Below are 22,212 nucleotides of genomic sequence, written 5' to 3' on the forward strand. Positions count from 1 at the left end.
GCCCGGCCTGCCCGAGAGGATAGGTTGGCTCCCGATCATCGGGGCGCGAGTGGCCATGGGGAGGTGCGGGACGTGGTGCCGTCCACGCTCGGCGGTCGTTATGAGCTGGAGGAGCTGATCGGCCGGGGCGGGATGGGCGAGGTCTGGCGGGGCCGGGACCTGCGGGCCCACCGCCCCGTGGCGGTGAAGATCCTCACGCCGCAGGTCGCCGGGGTCGCCTCGCGGGAGCGCTTCGCCCGCGAGGCCCGCGCCGCCGCCCGCGTCGTCCACCCGAACGTGGTCACGGTGCTCGACGTGGGCGAGCAGGACGCGCGGCCCTACCTGGTGATGGAGCTGCTCACCGGCCGCAGCCTGGCCGCGGAGCTGCTCGACCGGGGCCGGTACGGCGTGGCGGAGGCCTGCCACCTCATGAGCCAGGCCGCCGCGGGCCTGGACGCCGCGCACCGCGCCGGGGTCGTGCACCGGGACGTCAAACCCGCCAACCTGCACCTCACCGCGAGCGGCGTGCTCAAGGTGGTCGACTTCGGCGTCGCCCAGGTGGCGACCGAGGCGGCGCGGCTCACCATGGTGGGCACCGTCGTCGGCACCGCAGCCTACCTGGCTCCGGAGCAGATCGACGGCAGGGGCGGCGGGTCCGCCTGCGATCTCTACGCGCTGGGGTGCGTCTGCTACGAGCTGCTGTGCGGGCATCCGCCGTTCACCGGGTCGGCCCCGGAGCTGGTGTATCAGCACATCCACCAGGCCCCCGTGCCGCCAAGCCGGCACCGTCCCGACATCCCCGCCGAGCTGGAGCGCCTCATCATGGCGCTGCTCGCCAAGGATCCCGCCGGCCGGCCCGCCGACGCGGAGGTCGCGCGCCGGATCCTGGCGGCCGTCGCCCTCTCCGCGGGGAATCCGGCACGCGAGGCCGGGATGCCGTCGGGGGAGGCCGGAAGGCCCGCGTGGGAGGCGGGAATGCCCACTCCGCCCCCGTCGCAGGCGCCCTACGTGGGCGGCGCGCGTGCGGGCGACACGGCGCTGCTCGACGCCCCGCCGCCCGGCGTCCCGGCCGGCCGTGCCGCGGGGGCGTCGCCCGAGCGGCGCACGCTCATCCGGCTCGGCGCCGCGGTGGCGGGGCTCGCCGCGGTCACGATCGGGGTGGCGGCGCTGTCCGACGGCGGCGGGCAGGCGGAGCCCGCGGTCGCGGCCCAGTCGCCGGCGGCCACCCACGCCGCTCCGTCACCCGCCCCGGCGAGGAAGGTCTCGACCAGTCCGACGCCCCGGCCGACCAGGACACCGTCCTTCGGGCCGTCCCCGAAGCCGTCTCCCACGCCGTCCGCGCGCCGCGTCTACCGGAGCTACCAGGAGTGGCTGGCCGCCTTCGACCACGCCGTGCAGGAGCAGGAGAGCCGGGGCGGCATCGAGCCGAAGCTGGCCCGCGACGCCCACGAAGCGATCAGGAAGACGGCCAGGGACCTGTTCAGGGGCCGGGGCGAGGGCGACAAGGCCGCGCGGCGCATTCGCGACCTGCTCATCAAGCTGCAACGGGCGCACCAGACCGGCAGGCTCGCCGACGGCCCGCTGGTGGACTTCGTGAACGCCACCGGCCTCAACGGGCGGGAGGACGACGACTGAGGTCGTCGACCGGCCCGACGTCGCGGGTCCATGAGCCGAGCACGAGCAGGGTCTTGGTGCCGGTGACGTCGCCGGCGCGGCGCAGCCGGTCGATGACCTGCTGGAGGTGCCCGAGGTCGCGGACGCGGACGTGGATGAGCGCGTCCGGGTCGCCGGCGATGGTGAACACCTCCTGCACTTCCGGCACGTCCGTGGCGGTACGGACGATTTTGGCGACCGGGGTCGTGCCGGGATAGCGCAGTTCGGTGAACGCCTCGATGCTCCAGCCGAGCTTGGCGTAGTCGATCCGCACGGTGAAGCCCGTGATGACGCCGATCTCGCGCAGGCGGTCGACCCGCCGCTTGACGGCGGCCACCGACAGGCCGATCTCGGCGGCCATCTCGGAGAAGGTCCTGCGCCCGTCCTCCCGCAGCAGGCGCAGCAGCCCGTGGTCGATGTCGTCGATCTCCGCCATGGCGTGCTCCCTCTTCAACCGGCCTCTCCAGACGGCACGGCGCAAAGAACAGTAGCGCCCAAGGCGGACTTCTCCATCTTTTTGCGTCTTGCCGGCCGTTTCTCGCGCGATGCTTGCGCGTACCCCCCGGGCGTTGGTGTGCTGTGGGTCACTTCCAGACCTCAGGAGGTTCGCACCGTGTCTCCGCCCGTGTCCACGTCTCCCGTCTCGCTCGACGACAAGTACGCGGCCGAGCACGGCACCGTGCTGATCTCGGGCGTCCAGGCCCTCGTGCGGCTGACCCTGGAGCAGCGCCGCCTCGACGCCGCGCGCGGCCTGGACACGCGGGTCTTCGTCTCCGGATATCCCGGCTCGCCGCTGGGCGGCGTCGACCTGGAGATGGCCAGAGCCGCGCGGTTCCTCGAGGAGGCGGGCGTGGTGGCCCGGCCAGGCCTCAACGAGGAGCTCGCGGCCACGGCGGTCGCGGGCACCCAGCTTCTCGCCCAGGTGCCGGGCCGCAGGCACGAGGGGGTGACCGGGTTCTGGTATGGGAAGAACCCGGGCCTCGACCGGGCCGCCGACGCGATCCGGCACGGCAACCTCGCCGGCACCGCGCCGCTCGGCGGGGCGGTGGCCTGGATCGGCGACGACCCCGGCAGCAAGTCGTCGACCGTGCCCAGCTCCTGCGAGCCGATGTGCCAGAGCCTGTCGATGCCGCTGCTCGCCCCCGGCTCCGTGGCGGAGGTCGTCGAGCTCGGGCTGCACGCGGTGGCGCTGTCGCGGGCCACCGGCCTGTGGGCGGGTCTGAAGATCGTCGCCGACGTCGCCGACGCCACCGCCACCGTCGACCTCGGACCGCTGCACGAGAACGTCCGGTCCGGAGTCCCGGTGCCGGACCGCGCCGACCGCGGGGCGCCGCCCACCCTGGTCGGCCCGGCCTCGCTCGAGGCCGAGCACGACATGCTCACCCGCAGGCTCGGCCTGGCCCGCGAGTACGCCCGCGCGCACGGCCTCAACCGGGTGACCCACGACGCGCCGCGGGCCACGACGGGCGTGCTCGCGTCCGGCACCTCCTACGCCGTGGTCCTGCGCGCCCTGGCCGACCTCGGCCTGGACGAGGCCGCCATGGACCACCTCGGCCTGCGGCTCATCCGGCTCGCCATGCCGTTCCCGCTCGCGTACGACGACCTCGCCGCGATGACCGCCGGGCTCGGCCGGGTGCTCGTGGTCGAGGACAAGGTGCCGTTCCTGGAGGGACACCTCAAGCAGGCGCTGTACGACACCGGGCAGCGCCCGGACGTCATCGGCCGGGAACTGCTGACGTCGCGCGGCACGCTCGGCGCGGAGGACGTGGCCTCGGCGCTCGCCACATGTCTCGGCGGGGACCGCCTTCCCCGGCAGGCGGCCATCCTGTCGCCCGCCCCGTCCGCCACTCGGGCCAAGCGCCGTACGCTCCCGCTGGTCGCCGCCCGCACGCCGTACTTCTGCTCGGGCTGCCCGCACAACGCATCCACGCGTGCCTCCGACGACACGTTGGTGGGCGCGGGCATCGGCTGCCATGCCATGATCGCCTTGGACGGCAACGGGCGCGGCAGGCAGGTCGGCATGACGCAGATGGGGGGGCGAAGGCGCCCAGTGGTTCGGCCTGGCCCCCTTCACCTCCGACCGTCACTTCACCCAGAACCTCGGCGACGGCACCTTCCACCACTCCGGCTCGCTGGCCGTACGCGCCGCCGTCGCGGCCGGCGTCTCGATGACGTACAAGCTGCTCTACAACGACGCGGTCGCGATGACCGGCGGGCAGCGCGCCGAGGGCCGCCTCGACGTCCCGGCGCTGACGCGGTGGCTGGCGGCCGAGGGGGTGCGCCGGGTGGTGGTGACCACGCCGGAGCCGGAGACCTACCGAGGTGTCCGGCTGGCGCCGATCGCATCCGTGCGGCACCGCGACGACCTCCCGGCCGTGGAGAAGGAACTCGCCGCGGTCGACGGGGTGACCGTGCTGATCCACGACGACCGCTGCGCGGCCGAGGAGCGACGGCTGCGCAAGCGCGGCAAGCTGCCCGCGGCGCAGGCCAGAGTGGTGGTCAACGAGCGCGTGTGCGAGGGCTGCGGCGACTGCGGGGACACCTCCACCTGCCTGTCCGTGCAGCCGGTGGAGACCGAGTTCGGCCGCAAGACCCGCATCCACCAGGCGTCGTGCAACTCCGACCTGAGCTGCCTCAAGGGCGACTGCCCGTCGTTCCTGCTCGTCGAGCCTCGCGCCGAGACCCAAGCTGAGACCGCGCGGCCGGTGCCCGAGCCGCCGGTGACGCTGACCGAGCCGGTGCCGCGCTTCCCGGAGCGCTCGGTGCTGCTGCGGATGCCCGGCATCGGCGGCACGGGGGTGGTGACCGTCTCACAGATCCTGCAGATGGCCGCACACCTCGACGGCCTGCACGCCGCCGGCCTGGACCAGACCGGGCTGGCGCAGAAGGGCGGCCCCGTCGTCAGCGACGTGCGGATCTCTCCCGACCCGATCACCGGCTCGGTCCGCGCCGCCCGCGGCACCGCCGACGTCCTCGTCGGCTTCGACGTGCTCGGCGCCGCCGCCGACGGCACTCTCGGTGTCGCTTCGCCGGAACGTACGGTCGCCGTCGTGAACACCGCGATCGTGCCGACGGCCGCCATGGTCACCGGCCGCGCCGCCCTCTCCGGGGCCGAGGACGCGATCGCCCGCATCGCTTCGGCCACCGTGCCCGACGCGGGCCTGCACCTGGACGCCGGCGCACTGTCCGAGGCGTTGTTCGGCGACCACATGCCCGCCAACCTCGTGCTCGTCGGCGCGGCCTACCAGCACGGCTGCATCCCGATCTCGGCGGAGGCGATCGAGCGGGCCATCCGCCTCAACCGGGCTGCCGTGGAGCAGAACCTGGCGGCCTTCCGCTGGGGGCGCGCCGCCGCGCTGGACCGCGAGGCCGTGTTCCGGGCCGCGATCCCTCCGGCCGTGCCCGCCGTCCCGATCGACGCCGCCGCCCTGCACGAGGCGGCGGGAACCGGGGCGATCGAGGAGACGCTCGCCGTACGCGTCGCCGATCTGACCGGCTACCAGAACGCGGCCTACGCCCGCTCGTACGCGCGGGAGGCGCGCCGGGTGGCCGAGCTGGCCGCCGAGCGGGCGGGGGAGGAAGCCGGGGCGCGCATCGGGCTCGCGTACGCCCGGGGGCTGCACAAGCTGATGGCGTACAAGGACGAGTACGAGGTCGCCCGGCTGCACCTCGACCCGGTGGAGCGGGCCCGGCGCGAGCGGGAGTTCGGCCCCGGCGCCGCCGTGTCGGTGCTGCTGCACCCGCCGCTGCTGCGGGCGATGGGCCTCAAGCGCAAGATCAGGCTGCGCCGGTCCGCCGGCGTCGTGTTCCGCGGGCTGCGGGCCGCCCGCGTGCTGCGCGGCACCGCGTTCGACGTGTTCGGGCACGCCGCCGTCCGCAGGGTGGAGCGTACGCTGGTCGTGGAGTACCGCGAGCTGGTGACGCGCGCGCTCGACCGGCTCACCCCGGCGACCGCCGCGGTCGTCGCCGAGATCGCCGCCCTGCCGGACCTGATCCGGGGGTACGAGGACATCAAGCTCGCCCGTGTCGCGGAGTTCCGCGACCGCGCCGCCACCCTGCTCGCCGAGCTGAACGAGCCCGCCCTCCAGGAGTCATCGTGACCGTCGACCGTCTGCTGCCCGGCCCGGACGCCCGGGACCTCATCGAGCTGACCCGTGAGATCGCCGACAAGGAACTCGCCCGCCGCGTCGACGAGCACGAGCGCGCGGAGACCTACCCCGAGGGGCTGTTCGCCACGCTCGGCGCCGCCGGGCTCCTCGGCCTGCCCTACCCGGAGGAGTACGGCGGAGGCGGGCAGCCGTACGAGGTGTATCTCCAGGTGATCGAGGAGCTGGCCGCGCGGTGGGCCGCGGTCGCGGTCGCGGTCAGCGTGCACACGCTGTCCTGTCTGCCCCTGGCGGTGTACGGCACGCCGGAGCAGCGGGAGCGCTGGCTGCCGGACATGCTCGCCGGGCGGCTGATCGGCGGCTACAGCCTGTCGGAGCCCCAGGCCGGGTCGGACGCCGCGGCTCTGGCCTGCAAGGCCGAGAAGACCGAGGGCGGCTACCGGATCACCGGCACCAAGGCGTGGATCACCCACGGCGGCCGGGCGGACTTCTACGCGCTGTTCGCCCGCACGGACTCCGGCTCGCGCGGCATCTCCTGCTTCCTCGCCCCTGGCGCCGCCGAGGGCCTGACCTTCGGCCGCCCCGAGGAGAAGATGGGCCTGCACGCCGTCCCCACCACGACCGCCCACTGGGACGGCGTGCTGATCGACGCCGAGCGGCTCATCGGCGCGGAGGGCCAGGGCCTGCCCATCGCCTTCGGCGCACTCGACTCCGGCAGGCTGGGCATCGCCGCCTGCGCCGTCGGCCTCGCCCAGGCCGCGCTCGACGAGGCCGTCGCGTACGCCAAGGAGCGCGAGGCGTTCGGCAAGAGGATCATCGACCATCAGGGGCTCGGCTTCCTGCTCGCCGACATGGCCGCGGGCGTGGACTGCGCCAGGGCGACGTATCTCGACGCGGCCCGCCGCCGCGACGCCGGCCTGCCGTACAGCAGGCAGGCCAGCGTCGCCAAACTCGTCGCGACCGACACCGCGATGCGGGTCACCACCGACGCGGTCCAGGTCTTCGGCGGATACGGCTACACGCGCGAGTTCCGCGTCGAGCGCTACATGCGCGAGGCCAAGATCATGCAGATCTTCGAGGGCACCAACCAGATCCAGCGCCTGGTCATCAGCAGGCACTTGGCCAAATAGCCCCTGACATGCTCGAACCCCGCTCCCCTCTGCTGGGAAGCGGGGTTCTCTGTCTCGGGGCCGGGCCCTAGACGCTCACTGTTCCGGTCGCTGTTCCGTAAGGACGTCGGAACCGACGAGAGACGACGAGAGCCGGCCACAGTCGTAATGCCTGCTCGGGCTCGGCCCTGACCCGGCGGCGAGCAGAAGTCCTGGACGAAGTGATCCTAACTGTACGACGGGGAGACGCCATGGCATAGTAACCACCAAACGTCTTTAGGGGGTTGCCGATATGGATGACGTGCTCGACGCGCGGGTACCGCAAAGGGAGCCGGTGCGGCGGACGACACGGGCCGCCACACCTGACCGCAGCACTCGCAACACCGCGGTCCTGGTGGCCTTCACCGCCATCACGAACCTGGCCGACGGCGTCACCAAGGTCGTCCTGCCGCTGGCGGCGATCCCGCTCACCGATTCGCCCGCACAGGTGGCGGGGGTCGGCCTCACCCTCACCCTCCCGTGGCTGCTGATCGCACTGCACGTGGGCGTACTGGTGGACCGCTTCGACCGCCGCCGCCTGCTGTGGCTGGCCGACGGCGCCCGGATCCTCGTCGTCGCCGTCCTCCTGACCCTCGCCCTGCGCGACGCGGTGACCCTCCCCGCCCTCTACATCGCGGGTCTCGTCCTGGGCGTCGCCGAGGTCGTCGCCCTCACCTCCGCCGCGACGCTCGTCCCCTCCGCGGTCGTCCCGGCCGCGCAGGAGCGGGCGAACGCCTGGCTGGCAGGCGCGGAAACCGTGTGCAACGAGTTCTGCGGGCCCTTCGTGGGCGGGCTCCTGGTCACCGCCGGCACCGGTGTGGCGCTGGGCTGGACCGGCGCCGGCTATCTGATCGGCACGCTGATCCTGGTCCTCCTCGTCGGCCGTTTCCGGCCGCGCCAGGACGACGCGCGGCCGACCGGCTCGGTCAACCAGCGCATCGCGGAAGGCATCCGTTTCCTGTGGCGGCAGCGCGTGCTGCGGCTGATGGCGCTCGCGCTGACCGTTCTTTGTGCGTGCTGGGGGGCATGGCTCGCCCTCATGCCCCTGGTCGCCACCTCGCTCATGCACCTCGACGCCCGGGAGTACGGCATCCTGGTCAGCGCGCTCGGCGTGGGCGGCCTGGTCGGAGCGCTCACGGTCACCGGCGTCAACCGGCTGCTCGGCCGCCGCTGGTCGATGTTCGCCGACCTCGTCGGCACCGTGGCCATGGTGGCCGCCCCGGTCTTCTCCACGAACCTGTGGGTGGTGGCCACCGGCGCCTTCCTCGGCGGCATGGGCGGCATCCTGTGGTCGGTGAACGCGCGCACCATCAGCCAGCGCCTCGTCGACAGCTCCATGCTCGGCCGGTACCACGCCGCGGCCAGGCTCTTCAGCTGGGGCGCCATGCCGCTGGGGGCCGGGCTGGTGGGCCTCCTCGCCGAGTGGTTCGGCATGCGGACGGCCTTCACGGTCTTCGCCGTGGCCGCCCTGCTGATCATCATTCCGTTCCTGCGGACCATGACATCCGAGGCGTTGTCGGAGGCCGACACCGCGTGACCGACACCGCGTGACCGGCATCGCCGGCACCCGATACGCGGCGGGTTGTGAAGGGGCATGCCGAGTCGGTCGCCGTCTCGATCACGGCGTACTGTTGAGCGGGTTATTTCCGCTTATGACTGTTTTGGGGGAATTGTGGCAAAGCCCGTTCTGCAGATCGTCATCGCGAGCACCCGCCCGGGCCGCGCGGGGCTACCGGTCGCGGAGTGGTTCCACGAGCGCGCGGTGGCCCAGGACGCCTTCGAGGTCGAGCTCGTCGACCTGGCCGAGGTGAACCTGCCGTTCATGGACGAGCCCAACCACCCCCGGCTCCGGCAGTACGTCCACCAGCACACCAAGGAGTGGAGCGCCACCATCGAGCGCGGCGACGCGTTCGTGTTCGTCACGCCGGAGTACAACTACGGCTTCAACGCCGTGCTGAAGAACGCCATCGACTACCTGCACCAGGAGTGGCAGTACAAGCCGGTCGGGTTCGTCAGCTACGGCGGCGTCGCGGCGGGCACGCGGGCGGTGCAGATGCTCAAGCAGGTCGTCACCACGCTGAAGATGGTGCCGGTGTTCGAGGCGGTCTCCATCCCCTTCGTCGCCCAGCTCCTCGACGAGGAGGGCCGGCTGCAGCCCAACGACGTGATGAACACGGCGGCGGACACGATGGTGGCCGAACTGGCCCGGCTCGCCACCGCGCTGCGGCACCTGCGCCCCGCAGCCTGATAACTGCCGCCTGATCACTCAGGAGAGCAGGGTGCCGGTCTCCGGATCCCGCTCGGTGAGGCAGTAGACGCCGCCGGCCGGGTCGCGCATGACGATCCAGTGCCGCCCCCGCGTCACGACCTCCGCGCCGTGCCGCTCGTGCAGTGCGCGAGCGGCTTCGGGATCGGCACAGGCCAGGTCGACGTGGGCCGACCGGCCGGGCCCCTCGCCGAGCCGCTGCAGGAGAATCCGCACCGGCGTCCCCGGCATCGTCAGCGCCGTGAACTCGGGCACCGATCCCCGGCGCGGGGGCCACCCGGTCAGCGCCGCCCAGAACGCCGTCTCCTCCTCGTACGCGTCGGGCGCGATGTCGAGGCTGACCTGGTCGAGGCGGGTGCCGGCGAACACGGGCGGCCGCCGCGCCGCACCTTCCCACGCGACGAGGCAGAACGCCCTGCCCTCGGGGGAGTGCAGCACGGCCCAGTCGCCGTGGTCGGCCGCGACGGCGGCGCCGAGCGCCTCGGCCCCGGCGACGGCGGCCCGGACGTCGTCCACCTCGAGATCGAGATGGGCGCCGCCTTCGCCGCCCACCGCCTGGAGCTTCACGCAGGCGTCGCCGGACTCGGGCAGCAGCGTGGCGAACTCCCCGTCGTCGCCTCGGCGGGGAGACAGACGCGTGCCGGTGATGGCGGTCCAGAACGCCGCGGCATCCTCGAACCGCTCGCGCGGCCGGTCCACGAAGGCAAGCACTCGCCGCACCGCCATCAGAAAGCCTCCTCGAACAGCGGGAACAGCGCCGTCTCCAGGTCCGCCGGGGCGCGGAAGACGACCCCGGTCATGCCGAGCACTTTTGCCGCGTCGACGTTCTCGGCCCGGTCGTCGACGAACAGGCACCGCCCCGGCGGCACGCCCGCGTGCCGGGCGGCGATCTCGAAGATCCGCGGATCGGGCTTGGCCACCCCCACGTCGTAACTGCTCACGACGTGGTCGAAGGCGTCGTGCAGCTCCAGCTCGCGCAGGTGGGCGGCCAGTTCCGAGGTGGCGTTGCTGACGAGCACGACGGGGACGCGGGCCCGCGCCCGCGTGAGCAGCGCGAGCACCTCCTCGTCCGCCCAGGTGCGGGCGGCCAGCCAGTCGGCGGTCAGCGCGCTCGCCCGCGCGGCCGAGCCCACCAGCCCGGCGAGGACGGGAACGGCCGAGGCCAGCCACTCCTCGCGGGTCACCAGCCCGGTCAGGGCCGGCACCACCAGCGCCGACTCGCCGGTCACCCGGGCCACGGTCCCCGGTTCCACCCCGTACGTCCGCTCGATCTCCGCCTGCTGCTCAAGATCCTGGAATTTCAGGACGCCGTCGAAGTCGCACAGCACCGCGTCGAATGCTCTGGTCGCCACGGTCCGAGCCTACGACCGTCACCCGCCGGGCCGGGAGGACCTCCGGGTCAGGTGATGAGGCGGTGACCGCCGGGGCTGAAGGAGTTCATGAAAAGCCGGTCGGCTCCGGGGAGGGAGGCCAGCCGCAGCAGCCAGTCGCGGGCCGTGATGCGCAGGCGGCTGGACGGCGCCATCCAGGGGAGGAAGCGGCGGCCGAACGCCTGGACGTCGGTGGCGACCGGCCGCATGCGTGCGGCGTACCGGTCGAGCGCGGGGGACAGGTCGCCTGAGGAGGCCGCGCGAAGCTCGCCGGCGAGCACCCACGCCGCGGCCACCGCGAGGGACGCGCCGTGCCCGGCGAACAGGGAGACCGCCTGGCAGGCGTCGCCGAGCAGGACCACGCGGCCGCTGCTCCACTGGGGGGCCTCGACCTGTGTCACCTGGTCGTAGTACAGCTCCGGCGGCTCCGGGCACCTGGGGAGCACCTCGGGCAGGATCCAGCCGAGGTGCTCGAAGTGCCGGCGCAGCGAGGCGGCCGGGTCGGCGGGAACGGCGGGGTCGGGCTCGTGACGCAGGAACAGCAGGGCGAGCCGGTTGCCGCCCACCGCGTAGGCCCCGGCCATCAGATGCGGCACGGTCAGCATCCGGTAGCGCGGGCCGACCCGCCGGCTGAGATCCTCATCCTCGACCACGTACGCGGCCACGTGGTGGCCGAGATAGCGGAGGAAGCGCTCCTCGGGACCGAAGACCAGCTCCCTGACCCGTGAGTGCACGCCGTCGGCGCCGACCAGCAGGTCGGCCTCGTGCCGGGTGCCGTCGGTCAGTTCCACCTCGACGCCCCCGGCGTCCTGCCTGACGGCCGCGACCGTCGTGCCGTACCGGACCGGCGCGCGGACCTGCTCGGCGAGCACGTGGGCGAGGTCGCCCCGCAGCAGGCTGACCACCTCGGCGAATCCCGCCTTGACGGCGAGACGGCTGGTCTGCCGTCCGGAGCCGTCGACGTAGCCGATCTCGTCGACGGGGTGACGGACCTCCTCCAGCCGGGGGCGCAGCCCCATCCGCCCGGCCGCCTCCAGCCCGGGGCCGTAGAAGTCGATCATGTATCCGCCCTCGCGGAACGCCGGGGCGCGCTCGACCAGTTCGACGTCCCAGCCGGCGCGTTCCAGGTGCCACGCCAGGGCCGTTCCGGCTATCCCGGCACCGCAGACGATCGCTCTCATGTTCCTCCACCTTCTTCGTGTCCGTCCGTACGCACCATCGCCCGCAGCGGCCCGGCCAGAGCGGTGAGGTCGAGGTCGGGGTCGAGCCCGCGGTGCAGCACCAGGCCGTCCACCGCCGCGACGAGGACCGCGGCGGCCGCCTCGGCGTCACCGGGGCGGCCGGCGTAGTGGCCGCGTTCGCGCAGCCAGGCGGCGACGCGGGCGCGGGAGTCGGCGACGATCTCGTGCAGCCGGTCGCGGAGATCGGGCAGCCGGGCGGCCGCCAGGTACATCTCGACGATCAGCAGGGAGGCGGGGTCGGTTCCCGTGTAGCGGGACAGCTCGCCCAGCAGCCACTCGACGCCGGTCTCGGGATCGGGCTGCTCGGCCAGCCGTCCGGTCAGCTCATCCAGCATCGCGCGCGCGATCCCGGTCGAAGCCGCGATCAGCAGATCGGGCAGCGACGCGAAGTGGTAGTGGACGACTCCGGGGGCGACCCCGGCCCGCTCGGCCACCATCCGCGTGCTGACGCCGCCCCAGCCGACCTCGGCGATCAGGGCCGCCGCCGCGCCGAGCAGCCGTTGCCGCGTGGTCCTGCCCCGGTCCGCGGACGCCTCCGCCATCTCTCTCGTGCTCCGTTCAGTTCTCGTACGACCGACTTGGGCGTTTGCCTTGGGCGGCCGACTTGGACGATTGCCCAAAACCATACCACCGGACATGAGGCCGCCGTCGCGGGGGATGGGCGGATACATGGGAGACCCGGCCGCCGAGGGGAGTGACCGATCATGATGCCGAGGGCTCCGGGGGGCGGGGTGCCGCCGTGATCGTCACGGTGGTTCTCGGTCTCGCGGCCGCGGCCCTCCTCGGCCTGGGCTGGGTCGCGCAGCAGCACGTCGCGTACACCGAACCGCTGGGCGAGATGCTGCACGTGCGCCTGCTGTTCGACCTGGCACGCAAGCCGGTGTGGCTGGCCGGGATCGCCGCCATGGTCGGCGGGCAGGTCCTCGGGGCGCTGGCCCTGAGACGTGCCGACGTGGCCTCCGTGGAGCCGCTTCTGGCGACCAACCTGATCTTCGCCCTCGCCGCGGCGGCCCTGTTCTATCAGGAGCGCCTGGGCCCGGGGGAGTGGCTGGGCGCGGTGCTGGTCAGCGGCGGTGTGGCCGCCTTCCTCGTGGCGGGCCGTCCCCAGGGCGGCGGGATGCCGGCGTCGGGCTCCGTGGTGTGGATCGCCGTGCTGGTCGTGGCGGGAGTGGCCGCGGGCATGGTCGCCGTGGCGCTGCGGGCGCCCCTGCAGACCAAGGCGATGCTGCTCGCCGCGGCCGCGGGGGCGTTGTACGGCCTGCAGGACGCGCTGACCCGCGGGTCCCTGCTGACTCTGGCGCATGGACCGGCGGCGCTGTTCACCTCGTGGGAGCCCTACCTGCTGCCCGTGATCGCGGCGACCGGCATCCTGCTCAACCAGAGCGCTTTCGACGCCGCGCCGCTGCGGATCTCGCTGCCCGCCACCACCGCGACCGAGCCGATCGTCGGCATCGTCCTGGGAGTCGTGATCTTCAATGAGCGCCTGCGTGTCGATCCCCCGGCTCTCGCGGGGGAGGTCGGCGGCCTGGTGGCGCTCGTGGTGGGCATCGTCATCCTCGGCCGCTCGCCGTTCCTGGCGAAGTCGGAGCAGGGGCCGCAGGCCCCTCGCGACCGCGGGTGAATGAAACGTGCACGGTGATCCAGTCCTCCGGAGGAGGAATCCGCAGGTGAGGAATTTCCGCCTCATGACCATCGTTGGTCGGGTAGCCGAACAAAGATCGGTCAACTATCGTCACTGACGAAGTCTGGGAGCGCTCCCCATCTGGCCCGGAATCCCCCCACCGGAAGATGGAGACCCAACAGTGCACGCGCATTCACATCCCCGGATCCGCCGCTGGGCCCTGCGTATCACGGCCCTGCTGACCGCGTCGGTCGCCTGCCTGGTCACCTGGGCGGGCGCCGCCTCCGCCCACGGCTCGATCGTGGACCCGGCCTCCCGCAACTACGGCTGCTGGCAGCGCTGGGGGAGTGACTTCCAGAACCCGGCGATGGCCCAGCAGGACCCGATGTGCTGGCAGGCGTGGCAGGCCGACACCACCGCCATGTGGAACTGGAACGGCCTCTACCGCATGAACCTCGGCGGCAACTTCCAGGCCGCGATCCCCGACGGCCAGCTGTGCAGCGGCGGCCACGCGGAGAACGGCCGCTACAGCGCCATGGACGTCCCCGGCGCGTGGAAGGCGACCGACGTCCGCAACAACTTCACGATCAAGCTGTGGGACCAGGCCGGCCACGGCGCCGACTACCTGCTCGTCTACGTCACCAAGCCGGGCTTCGACCCGACCCGGCAGGCGGTCGGCTGGAACGACCTGCAGTTGCTCACCAAGACCGGCAAATACGCCCCCGGCCAGTACTACTCGGTCAACCTCAGCACGTCTGGCCGCAGCGGCCGGGCCGTGGTCTACACGATCTGGCAGGCCTCGCACATGGACCAGACGTTCTTCTTCTGCAGCGACGTCAACTTCACGGGCTGACGACCCCGTGAAACGGGCCCCGCCGGACGACGTCCGGCGGGGCCCGCGTGCGGCTACCGCGTTCGGATCAGCGCGGGGATCACTGTGCGGGGATCACTGTGCGGGGATCACTGGGCGGGGATCACTGGGCGGGCACGCCGTGCGCCTCGCCCACGTGGGTCGCGGCGGACCCGGCGGCGACCGCGGTGGTGCGCGCGGCGGCCGCGGCGGTGCGGTTGTCCGGACCGGGCAGGTTCCGGCTGAAGGCGTAGACGGCCGCGGCGGTGGCGATCGCGCCGGTGTTCAGCGCGAGGGCCTTGTCGTCGATGTTGGCGATGGTGTCGCAGGCCTGGTGATAGCAGGAGTCGTACGCCTGGCCGGCGGTGCCGCCGAACATCGCCTGCTCCTCGGGTGTCTTGACGCCCTCGGCGCCGGTGAACGTCCCGCCGGACGGGATCCCGGCGTCGATGAACGGCCCGTAGTCCGACCGTCCGTCGAAGTCGGTGCCGTTGTGGCCCTGACGGAGCGTGTCGAAGTACTTCTCGAAGAGCCTCTCGATCTCGCCGGAGCCATCGGGACCGGGACCGGCGCCGGTGGCGTCGGAGTCGTCACCGTCATAGATCTTCAGGGCGTAGTTCGGGGAGGCGACCATGTCGAAGTTCAGGTACAGCTTGATCTTCGCCAGGTCGGCCGGGGACAGGCTCGCGACGTAGTGCTCGGAGCCGAGCAGGCCCAGCTCCTCCGCGCTCCAGAAGGAGAAACGCAGCTTGTTCCTGGTCGGGATCTTGCCGAACGCGGTGGCGACCTCCAGGATCGCGGCGCTGCCGGAGCCGTTGTCGTTGATGCCGGGCCCCGCCAGCACGCTGTCCAGGTGCGCGCCGAGCTGCACCACCTTGTTCGGGTCGCCCCACCGCGAGTCGGCGACGACGTTGTGGGTCTTACGGATCTCGCTGGTGGTGTCGGTCTTCACGTGCACTGTGGTTCCGGCGGCCGACAGTTCCTGGCCGACCGCGAAGCTCACGCCCACGGCGGGGATGTGCACGGTGGGCTCGCCCAGCGTGCCCTGAAGGGTATCGGTGCGCCCGGGCTGGCCCTCGTTCATGATGATCACCGCGGACGCGCCCGCGGCCTGCGCGTTCTCGGCCTTCACCTGGAAGGTGCAGGTGCCGCGCTGCACCAGCGCGACGGCGCCCGCCGGGAAGCCGGCGAAGTCGGCGGCCTCGCAGCCGGAGGTCGACGTGTTGGGCGTGGGGCCGGGAGGCAGCACGAGGTCGACGTTCTGGACGGCCGCGGTGACGTCTCCCGACCCGGAGTAGGTCATCGTGGCGAAGTCGCCGACGCTGCTGCCGTCCGGCGGGGTGGGCGCGTACGTCTTGGGGGAGGGCGCGGTCCGCTGCAGGACCGCGACGGAGTTCTCCTTGAAGAACGGGAAGTCGAACTCCTGCAGGGTCACCGTGTAGCCGGCCTTCTTCAGCACCCCGGCGACGTAGTCGCGGGAGGCCGCGAAACCGGGAGTGCCGGCGGCGCGGGTGCCGCCGTTGGCGTTCGCGATGTCCTGCAGCTTACTCAGGTGCTTCTTCACCGCCGACGCGACCACCGTCTGCGCGATGTGGGCGGGGTCGGGGTCGGCGTTCGCCGGCGCGGCCGGCAGGAGGGGAAGTACGAGGGCGGACGCCGCGGTGGCGACGGCGGCCCGCATGCCGAGCGAGGCACGCATTGGGCTCTCCTTCGGGTCCAATGACGGTCCGAACGGTCCAGCAGTCAGGCCCCCCGATGGACACTGATCGGGAACCTAACGGGGTTTGACCGATCCGGGAAGGCTCTGTTTTCTGGCCCGCGGGGGTATTGCGCGGGCCCGCCTCGCCGTATGCAGAGCCGTATGCCGAGCCGTATGCCGGGTTGTACGCAGGCTCAGCGGCCGGAGTCGGTCGCCCAGTCGAGCAGCGTCTCGGCGGTGTCCCAGCGGCGGTTGGCGACGTCCTCGCCGAGGATGATCCCGATCAGCCGGTGGCCGTCCCGGTCGGCCGCGAACGCCAGGCAGAACCCGGCGGCGTTCGTGGAGCCGGTCTTCACACCGATCGCGCCCGGCAGGCCGAGCATGTGGTTGGTGTTGTACCAGTCGTACCGGCCGTCCTCGGTCGAGTGCCGGCTGGTCGAGGTGACCTTCTTGAAGACCGGGTTCCGCAGCGCGATCTCCGCGAGCCTGGCCTGGTCGCGTGCCGTGGAGTAACCGTCGCCGTGGGACGTCGGGAGTCCGTCGGCGTTGACGTACAGGGTGTCGTTCAGGCCGAGTTCGCGTGCGGCGGCGTTCATCTTGTCCACGAAACCGGGCACGCCGGGGCCGTACACGCGGGCCAGGGCGTGCGCCGCGTCCGCGCCCGAGGGGAGCAGCAGGGCGTACAGCAGTTCGCGGACCGGCAGGGTGTCGCCGGCCTCCAGGTCGGCCGTCGAGCCGTCGTTGTCCCAGGCGTACTCGAGGTCCTGCCGCTTGATCGTGACCTGGTCGTCGAGGTTCGCATCCCGCAGGACGATGTAGGCGGTCATCATCTTGGTCAGGCTGGCGACCGGCAGACGCTCACCGGCCTGCTTGTCCAGCAGGTCCTGCCCGGTCGTGGCGTCCCACAGATAGACGGCCCGCCCGTGCACGTGCGGCGCCGCGTACGCGTGCGCGGAAAGGTGCTGCGCCAGGCCGGGAGCCGCCAGGGCGGGAGACGCGAGAACCGGCGACGCCACCCCCGTGACCAGGGCAAAGGCCGCCATGGAGACACCAAGAGAAAGCTTCCGAGCGAACATGCGAATCAGCGTGCCATGACTATTCGGGCTTTTCGGACGAAACTTCGCAAAATATCGGCAAAGCGCCTGGGCTTATGTGACATATGAAGTTTTGTGTGGCATGTCGGGTAATCGGCCGTGACCTGCCCAGGGTGCGCCGCCGGTTCCGCTGACCGGGATCGCGCTTGGCCGAGACGGCGGGGGGAGGGACACCATGAGCCCCAGACCCCGATCAACCCAGATTCCGACCCGCGAACGGGAGAGCGCATGGGAACTCCGGTCATCGTCGACGCCGCGCGTACGCCGTTCGGGCGCCGGGGCGGATGGCTCTCCGGGCTGCACGCCGCCGAGTTGCTCGGCGTGGCGCAGCGCGGGGCGCTGGAGCGCCTCGGCCTCGACCCGCACCTGGTCGAGCAGGTCGTCGGCGGCTGCGTCACCCAGGCAGGGGAGCAGTCCGGCAGCGTCACCCGTACGGCCTGGCTGCACGCGGGCCTGCCGGAGGAGACCGGGGCCACCACCATCGACAGCCAGTGCGGGTCGGCGCAGCAGGCGGTGCACCTGATCGCCGCGCAGATCGCGGCGGGCGTGATCGACGTCGGCATGGCCTGCGGCATCGAGGTCATGTCCCGGGTGCCGCTGATGGCCAACGTCGGCGAGGGCGCCGGCCGGCCCCGGCCCGACTCCTGGGACCGCGACATGCCCGCCCAGTACGTGGCCGCCGACCGGATCGCCCGCCGCCGGGGCTTCACCCGCGAGGGACTCGACGCCTTCGGGCTCCGCTCCCAGGAGCGGGCCGCGCGGGCGTGGGCGGAGGGCAGGTTCGACGGGCAGATCATCCCGGTGACCCTGCCCGCCGACCCTCCCGGCGGTGACGGGCCCGCGACCGTCACGAGGGACCAGGGGTTGCGCGAGACCAGCACGGAGGCACTGGCCGGTCTCAAGCCGATCCTGGAGGGCGGCCTGCACACCGCGGGCACCGCCTCTCAGATCTCCGACGGCGCGAGCGCGGCCGTGCTGATGGACGAGGAGCGGGCCCGTGAGCTCGGGATGCGCCCGCGCGCCCGCATCGTGGCCCAGTGCCTGGTCGGCGCGGAGCCCGAGTTCCTGCTCGACGGCCCGGTCAGGGCGGCGGAGAAGCTGCTCGCCCGCACCGGCATGAAGATCGCCGACATCGACCTTTTCGAGGTCAACGAGGCGTTCGCCTCGGTCCCCATGTCGTTCGCGCAGGTCCACGGCGTCGATCAGGACCGGCTCAACGTCAACGGCGGCGCGATCGCGATCGGTCATCCCGTCGGGGCGACCGGCATCCGCCTCATCGCCGCCGCGATCGGCGAACTGGAGCGGCGCGACCACGAGACGGCGATGGTCGCCATCTGCGCAGGCGGCGCGCTGGCCACCGGCGCGATCATCCAGCGGGTCTGACCGAGCCCCCGGTCGAGCCCCGGTCGAGCCCCCGGTCGAGCCCCGGTCGCGACGCGAAGACGCGCCCCGCGCTGCCCTCCATTCCGCTACGCGTGCCGGCTGTCTCAAGCGCCTCTGACGACGGCCGGCCCGGTCAGCCGCCGAGTACGGCGGGGGCGAGGCGGGCGCGGTGCCAGGCGGCGTCGCCGAACAGCTTCGCCGCCGAGTGGGCCCGCTTGAAGTACAGATGCGCCTCGTGCTCCCAGGTGAAGCCGATGCCGCCGTGCAGCTGGATGGTCTCGGCCGCAACCGTGGAGAACGCCTCGGCGCAGTACGCCTGCGCCGCCGCGGCCCGCACCGGCAGGTCGGCGGCGTCCTCGGCGAGCGCGCGGGCCGCGTCGTAGCTGACCGACCTGGCCGACTCGACCAGCACGTACAGGTCGGCCAGGCGGTGCTTGACCGCCTGGAACGAGCCGATCGGGCGGCCGAACTGCTCCCTGGTCTTCACGTACTCCAGCGTGATCTCCAGGCAGCGCGACGCCCCGCCGAGCTGTTCGGCGCTCAGCGCGGTCGCGGCAACGGCGAGCAGGCGCTCCAGCACGCGGGGCCCGTCGGCGGTGAGGAGCCGCGCCGGGGCGCCGTCGAAGACCACGCGCGCCTGCGGCCGGGTCCGGTCCAGCGTCACCAACGGCTCGACCCGGACGCCTGGGGCGCCGGGCTCGATCGTGTACACGCCGAGACCGCCCTCGGGGGTGGCGGCGGGCACGATGAACAGGTCGGCGCGTGCGCCATCGAGCACATGTTCCTTGACGCCCGTGAGCCGGCCGTCCGCCACGCGGGCGCGGATCGCCCCCGGGTTCCACGTCCCGCTCTCGGCCCAGGCCAGCGCGGCGACGCGGCCGCCGCCGGCGATGCCGGGCAGGTCGGCGGTCGCGCCGCACGCCAGCAGCGCGTCGGAGGCGAGGACGGCCGAGCCGAGGTAGGGCACCGCGGCGAGCGCGCGGCCCAGCTCCTCGCACACCACGTGGGTCTCTGCGTACGAGAAGCCCGCCCCGCCGTGCTCCTCGGGGACGGCCAGGCCGAAGGCCCCCACCTGGTCAGCGAGCAGCCGCCAGACGGTCTCGTCGTACTCCGGCGTCGCGTCGGGCGCCGGGCGGGCCGGGGGATTGCGCTCGAGCAGGGCGCGGACGGTGCGCCGCAGCTCCTCCTGCTCCTCGGTGATGAACATAGCAGTCATTCTAACAACTGTTTGGTAGAGTGTCAGGTGTGAACAGGAGCGAGACGTTCAGGGCAGAGGTGCGGGCCTGGCTGGAGGGCAACCTGTCGGGCGAGTTCGCCGGCGCCCGGGGGCTGGGCGGGCCCGGCCGCGAGCACGAGGCGTTCGACGTGCGGCTGGCCTGGGAGCGGCACATGGCCGAGGCCGGCTGGACCTGTCTGGGCTGGCCCGAGCAGTACGGCGGGCGGGGCGCGAGCGTCGAGGAACAGGTCGTCTTCCACGAAGAGTACGCGCTGGCCGGCGCGCCCGCCCGGGTCGGCCACATCGGCGAGAACCTGCTCGGCCCGACGATCATCGCGTTCGGCACCGGCGAACAGCGCGCCCGCTTCCTGCCCCCGATCGTGGCCGCGCGGGAGCTGTGGTGCCAGGGCTACTCCGAGCCGAACGCCGGCTCCGACCTGGCCAACGTGCAGACCCGCGCAGAGCTGGACGGCGATCGCTGGCGGGTCACCGGCCAGAAGGTGTGGACTTCCCTGGCCATGGAGGCCGACTGGTGCTTCGTGGTCTGCCGCACCGAGCCGGGCTCGGCGCGTCACCGCGGCCTGTCCTACCTGCTCGTGCCCATGCGGCAGGACGGGGTGGAGATCCGGCCCATCGTCCAGATGACCGGGACGAGCGAGTTCAACGAGGTGTTCTTCGACGGCGCGGTGACGGACGCCGCGAACATCGTGGGCGCGCCCGGCGACGGCTGGAAGATCGCCATGGCGACGCTCGGCTTCGAGCGCGGCGTGGCCACGCTCGGCCAGCAGGTGGGCTTCCGCCGCGAACTGGAGGCGATCATCGCGCTGGCCCGCAGGACGGGCGCGGTCGACGACCCCCTGCTGCGCGACCGGCTCGTCCGCTCCTGGATCGGGCTGGAGGTCATGCGGCTCAACGCCGTCCGCACGATGGCCGGCATCGCGGCGGGCGCGCCGGGCCCGGAGTCGTCCATCTCCAAGCTGGTGTGGGGCGTGTGGCACCGCGAGCTCGGCGAGCTGGCCATGGACGTGCTCGGCGCGGCCGGCATGGTCGCCGACGGCCCGCCGTACGACCTGAGCGACGAGCAGCGGCTCTACCTGTTCTCCCGGTCCGACACCATCTACGCGGGCTCGAACGAGATCCAGCGCACCGTCATCGGCGAGCGCGTGCTGGGCCTGCCCCGCGAACCCCGGTAGCGGATACGTATTCCTGCCGATGTGCCGGACGGGCCGCGGTCTCTACCGTCGAGGGCGCCGACGAGACCCCGAGGTGAGCCATGCGCGTGCTGACCGCGTTCCTGTCCGCCCTTCTGATGACCTCCTCCCTCACTGTGACCTCCACGGCCGCCGAGGCCGTCACCAAACCCCCGCCGTCCGCCGTCGACGTCGTCTACCAGCGGGCCCACTTCGGCCCTGGCGTGCGGGAGGGCGTCAAGGCGGGCAACACCCTGTCCTTCGCCGCCCCCGTGGGCACGATCTCCTACAGCGACGCACTCGGCACCAAGACCTGGGAGTACGCCCGGTGGACCGCCCCCGAGCGGCCCATCGGATTCGCCGCCACCGAGCTGGTGGCCTCCTGGAACGCCGACGTGCCCGCCGGCAGCTGGCTGCAGGTCGAGATGCGCGGCCGCCACGCCGCCGGGCAGACGAAGTGGTACGTGCTCGGCCGCTGGGCGTACGGCGACGAGGACATCCGCCGCACGTCGCTGTCCGGGCAGCGGGACGCCGACGGCACCGTCTCGGTCGACACGTTCGTGGCCGCGGCGGGCAAGGCGATCACCTCCTACCAGCTGCGCGTCACGCTGTACCGCGCGCCGGGCTCGGCTGTGAAGCCGGTCGTGCGCGAGCTCGGCGCGATGGCCTCCGCCGTGCCCGACCGGGCGACCGTCCCGGTCAGCCCCGGCGGCATCGCCTGGGGCGTCGAGCTGCCGGTGCCCCGCCGCTCGCAGAACGTCCACGAGGGCCACTACCCCGAGTGGGACGGCGGGGGAGAGGCGTGGTGCAGCCCGACCTCGACCACGATGGTCCTCGGCTACTGGGGCAAGTGGCCCAGCAAGCAGGACACCGCCTGGGTGGACCCCTCCGACCCCAACCCCGAGGTCGACTACGCCGCCCGGTACACCTACGACTACGCGTACGAGGGGGCGGGCAACTGGCCGTTCAACGCGGCCTACGCGGGACGGTACGGGCTGGAGGGATTCGTCACCCGGCTCCGCTCGCTGACCGAGCTCGAGCGGCTGATCCGGGCCGGCATCCCGGTCGTCACCTCGCAGTCGTTCAAGGCCGAGGAACTGCCGGGCGCGGGATACAGCACCAACGGCCACCTCATGGTCATCATCGGCTTCACCGCCGACGGCGACGTGATCGCCAACGACCCCGCCTCGCCGGACAACGACGCGGTGCGCCACGTCTACCCGCGGGCCAACTTCGAGAACGTCTGGCTGCGCAGCACCGGCAGCGGCGGGATCGTGTACGTCGTCCACCCGAAGAACCACCCCCTGCCGCCCACCACGCAGGGGCTGCCGGCCAACTGGTAAAGGTCACGCCGGGCCCGGCGGTGTACGGCCGCGGGCCCGGCCCTCCTATAGTC

19 protein-coding genes are annotated in these 22,212 nt (G+C 72.6%); 11 read left to right on the forward strand and 8 right to left on the reverse strand.

Going from position 1 to position 22,212, the window contains the following annotated elements; genetic code table 11:
• Positions 1–72: 72 nt before the first annotated feature.
• Positions 73–1,614, forward strand: a complete 1,542-nt coding sequence (locus HHX35_RS37125; RefSeq protein ID WP_182903290.1) for a serine/threonine-protein kinase — start codon at positions 73–75, stop codon at positions 1,612–1,614.
• Here the strand turns inward: HHX35_RS37125 and HHX35_RS37130 are convergent.
• Positions 1,589–2,068, reverse strand: coding sequence for an Lrp/AsnC family transcriptional regulator (locus tag HHX35_RS37130; RefSeq protein WP_182903291.1), 480 nt, complete (start codon positions 2,066–2,068; stop codon positions 1,589–1,591). The genes HHX35_RS37125 and HHX35_RS37130 overlap by 26 nt on opposite strands.
• Positions 2,069–2,257: 189 nt before the next feature.
• Here HHX35_RS37130 and HHX35_RS44130 point away from each other — a divergent pair, with 189 nt between their 5' ends.
• The 5 genes from HHX35_RS44130 (at position 2,258) to HHX35_RS37150 (ending at position 9,134) form a co-directional block, all read left to right on the forward strand.
• Positions 2,258–4,324: a hypothetical protein gene (locus tag HHX35_RS44130; RefSeq protein ID WP_259405741.1), complete on the forward strand. Its 2,067-nt coding sequence runs from the start codon at positions 2,258–2,260 to the stop codon at positions 4,322–4,324.
• 133 nt (positions 4,325–4,457) lie between these two features.
• Positions 4,458–5,732: a DUF6537 domain-containing protein gene (locus tag HHX35_RS44135; protein WP_259405755.1), complete on the forward strand. Its 1,275-nt coding sequence runs from the start codon at positions 4,458–4,460 to the stop codon at positions 5,730–5,732.
• Positions 5,729–6,868 carry an acyl-CoA dehydrogenase family protein gene (locus HHX35_RS37140; protein WP_182903292.1) on the forward strand — a complete coding sequence of 380 codons (1,140 nt, stop codon included), beginning with the start codon at positions 5,729–5,731 and terminating at the stop codon, positions 6,866–6,868. The genes HHX35_RS44135 and HHX35_RS37140 overlap by 4 nt, the downstream gene beginning before the upstream one ends.
• A 313-nt stretch (positions 6,869–7,181) precedes the next feature.
• Positions 7,182–8,423, forward strand: a complete 1,242-nt coding sequence (locus HHX35_RS37145) for an MFS transporter (RefSeq protein ID WP_310739556.1) — start codon at positions 7,182–7,184, stop codon at positions 8,421–8,423.
• Between the two features lie 135 nt (positions 8,424–8,558).
• A complete protein-coding gene (locus HHX35_RS37150) occupies positions 8,559–9,134 on the forward strand; it encodes an NAD(P)H-dependent oxidoreductase (protein ID WP_310739557.1) in 576 nt (191 codons plus the stop codon).
• Between the two features lie 18 nt (positions 9,135–9,152).
• Here HHX35_RS37150 and HHX35_RS37155 read toward each other — a convergent pair whose 3' ends face one another.
• From HHX35_RS37155 to HHX35_RS37170, 4 genes are read right to left on the reverse strand one after another with little or no spacing between them, the layout of a single operon-like run.
• On the reverse strand, positions 9,153–9,878 hold the full coding sequence (locus HHX35_RS37155; protein WP_182903295.1) for a VOC family protein: 726 nt from the start codon (positions 9,876–9,878) through the stop codon (positions 9,153–9,155).
• Positions 9,878–10,504, reverse strand: coding sequence for an HAD-IA family hydrolase (locus tag HHX35_RS37160; RefSeq protein ID WP_182903296.1), 627 nt, complete (start codon positions 10,502–10,504; stop codon positions 9,878–9,880). The genes HHX35_RS37155 and HHX35_RS37160 overlap by 1 nt, the downstream gene beginning before the upstream one ends.
• A 47-nt stretch (positions 10,505–10,551) precedes the next feature.
• The gene (locus HHX35_RS37165) at positions 10,552–11,703 is read right to left on the reverse strand and encodes an FAD-dependent oxidoreductase (protein ID WP_182903297.1); all 1,152 of its coding nucleotides are present in this window, start codon (positions 11,701–11,703) and stop codon (positions 10,552–10,554) included.
• Positions 11,700–12,305: a TetR/AcrR family transcriptional regulator gene (locus HHX35_RS37170; protein ID WP_182903298.1), complete on the reverse strand. Its 606-nt coding sequence runs from the start codon at positions 12,303–12,305 to the stop codon at positions 11,700–11,702. The genes HHX35_RS37165 and HHX35_RS37170 overlap by 4 nt, the downstream gene beginning before the upstream one ends.
• A 197-nt stretch (positions 12,306–12,502) precedes the next feature.
• Here HHX35_RS37170 and HHX35_RS37175 point away from each other — a divergent pair, with 197 nt between their 5' ends.
• Both HHX35_RS37175 and HHX35_RS37180 read left to right on the forward strand, forming a co-directional pair.
• Positions 12,503–13,384 (forward strand): DMT family transporter, encoded by an 882-nt coding sequence (locus tag HHX35_RS37175; RefSeq protein ID WP_220506322.1) that lies wholly within the window; start codon positions 12,503–12,505, stop codon positions 13,382–13,384.
• A 181-nt stretch (positions 13,385–13,565) separates the two neighbouring features.
• Positions 13,566–14,237, forward strand: coding sequence for a lytic polysaccharide monooxygenase auxiliary activity family 9 protein (locus HHX35_RS37180; protein ID WP_205825434.1), 672 nt, complete (start codon positions 13,566–13,568; stop codon positions 14,235–14,237).
• Positions 14,238–14,358: 121 nt separating this feature from the next.
• Here the strand turns inward: HHX35_RS37180 and HHX35_RS37185 are convergent, their stop codons facing one another.
• Together HHX35_RS37185 and HHX35_RS37190 are read right to left on the reverse strand one after the other, a co-directional pair.
• A complete protein-coding gene (locus HHX35_RS37185) occupies positions 14,359–15,933 on the reverse strand; it encodes a M28 family metallopeptidase (RefSeq protein ID WP_182903299.1) in 1,575 nt (524 codons plus the stop codon).
• A gap of 194 nt (positions 15,934–16,127) precedes the next feature.
• Positions 16,128–16,976, reverse strand: coding sequence for a D-alanyl-D-alanine carboxypeptidase family protein (locus HHX35_RS37190; protein WP_259405742.1), 849 nt, complete (start codon positions 16,974–16,976; stop codon positions 16,128–16,130).
• Positions 16,977–17,255: 279 nt separating this feature from the next.
• On the opposite strand from HHX35_RS37190, the gene HHX35_RS37195 reads away from it, so the two are divergent.
• On the forward strand, positions 17,256–18,410 hold the full coding sequence (locus HHX35_RS37195) for a steroid 3-ketoacyl-CoA thiolase (protein WP_182903301.1): 1,155 nt from the start codon (positions 17,256–17,258) through the stop codon (positions 18,408–18,410).
• A 133-nt stretch (positions 18,411–18,543) separates the two neighbouring features.
• On the opposite strand, the gene HHX35_RS37200 is transcribed toward HHX35_RS37195, so the two are convergent.
• Positions 18,544–19,617, reverse strand: a complete 1,074-nt coding sequence (locus HHX35_RS37200) for an acyl-CoA dehydrogenase family protein (RefSeq protein ID WP_182903302.1) — start codon at positions 19,615–19,617, stop codon at positions 18,544–18,546.
• 38 nt (positions 19,618–19,655) lie between these two features.
• On the opposite strand from HHX35_RS37200, the gene HHX35_RS37205 reads away from it, so the two are divergent.
• Together HHX35_RS37205 and HHX35_RS37210 are read left to right on the forward strand one after the other, a co-directional pair.
• A complete protein-coding gene (locus tag HHX35_RS37205) occupies positions 19,656–20,819 on the forward strand; it encodes an acyl-CoA dehydrogenase family protein (protein ID WP_182903303.1) in 1,164 nt (387 codons plus the stop codon).
• Positions 20,820–20,899: 80 nt separating this feature from the next.
• Entirely contained in the window at positions 20,900–22,159 is a 1,260-nt protein-coding gene (locus HHX35_RS37210; protein ID WP_182903304.1) for a C39 family peptidase, read from the forward strand.
• Positions 22,160–22,212 lie beyond the last annotated feature (53 nt).

It is taken from the genome of Microbispora sp. H10830 (genome assembly GCF_014161375.1).
Lineage (GTDB): Bacteria > Actinomycetota > Actinomycetes > Streptosporangiales > Streptosporangiaceae > Microbispora > Microbispora catharanthi.

Excerpts from the sequence above, each read along its gene's own strand:
- HHX35_RS37130 (WP_182903291.1), bottom strand. The coding sequence starts at position 2,068 with ATGGCGGAGATCGACGACATCGACCACGGGCTGCTGCGCCTGCTGCGG.
- HHX35_RS44135 (WP_259405755.1), top strand. The coding sequence starts at position 4,458 with ATGGCCGCACACCTCGACGGCCTGCACGCCGCCGGCCTGGACCAGACC.
- HHX35_RS37155 (WP_182903295.1), bottom strand. The coding sequence starts at position 9,878 with ATGGCGGTGCGGCGAGTGCTTGCCTTCGTGGACCGGCCGCGCGAGCGG.
- HHX35_RS37165 (WP_182903297.1), bottom strand. The coding sequence starts at position 11,703 with ATGAGAGCGATCGTCTGCGGTGCCGGGATAGCCGGAACGGCCCTGGCG.
- HHX35_RS37170 (WP_182903298.1), bottom strand. The coding sequence starts at position 12,305 with ATGGCGGAGGCGTCCGCGGACCGGGGCAGGACCACGCGGCAACGGCTG.
- HHX35_RS37185 (WP_182903299.1), bottom strand. The coding sequence starts at position 15,933 with ATGCGTGCCTCGCTCGGCATGCGGGCCGCCGTCGCCACCGCGGCGTCC.
- HHX35_RS37190 (WP_259405742.1), bottom strand. The coding sequence starts at position 16,976 with ATGGCGGCCTTTGCCCTGGTCACGGGGGTGGCGTCGCCGGTTCTCGCG.
- HHX35_RS37195 (WP_182903301.1), top strand. The coding sequence starts at position 17,256 with ATGGGAACTCCGGTCATCGTCGACGCCGCGCGTACGCCGTTCGGGCGC.
- HHX35_RS37200 (WP_182903302.1), bottom strand. The coding sequence starts at position 19,617 with ATGTTCATCACCGAGGAGCAGGAGGAGCTGCGGCGCACCGTCCGCGCC.
- HHX35_RS37210 (WP_182903304.1), top strand. The coding sequence starts at position 20,900 with ATGCGCGTGCTGACCGCGTTCCTGTCCGCCCTTCTGATGACCTCCTCC.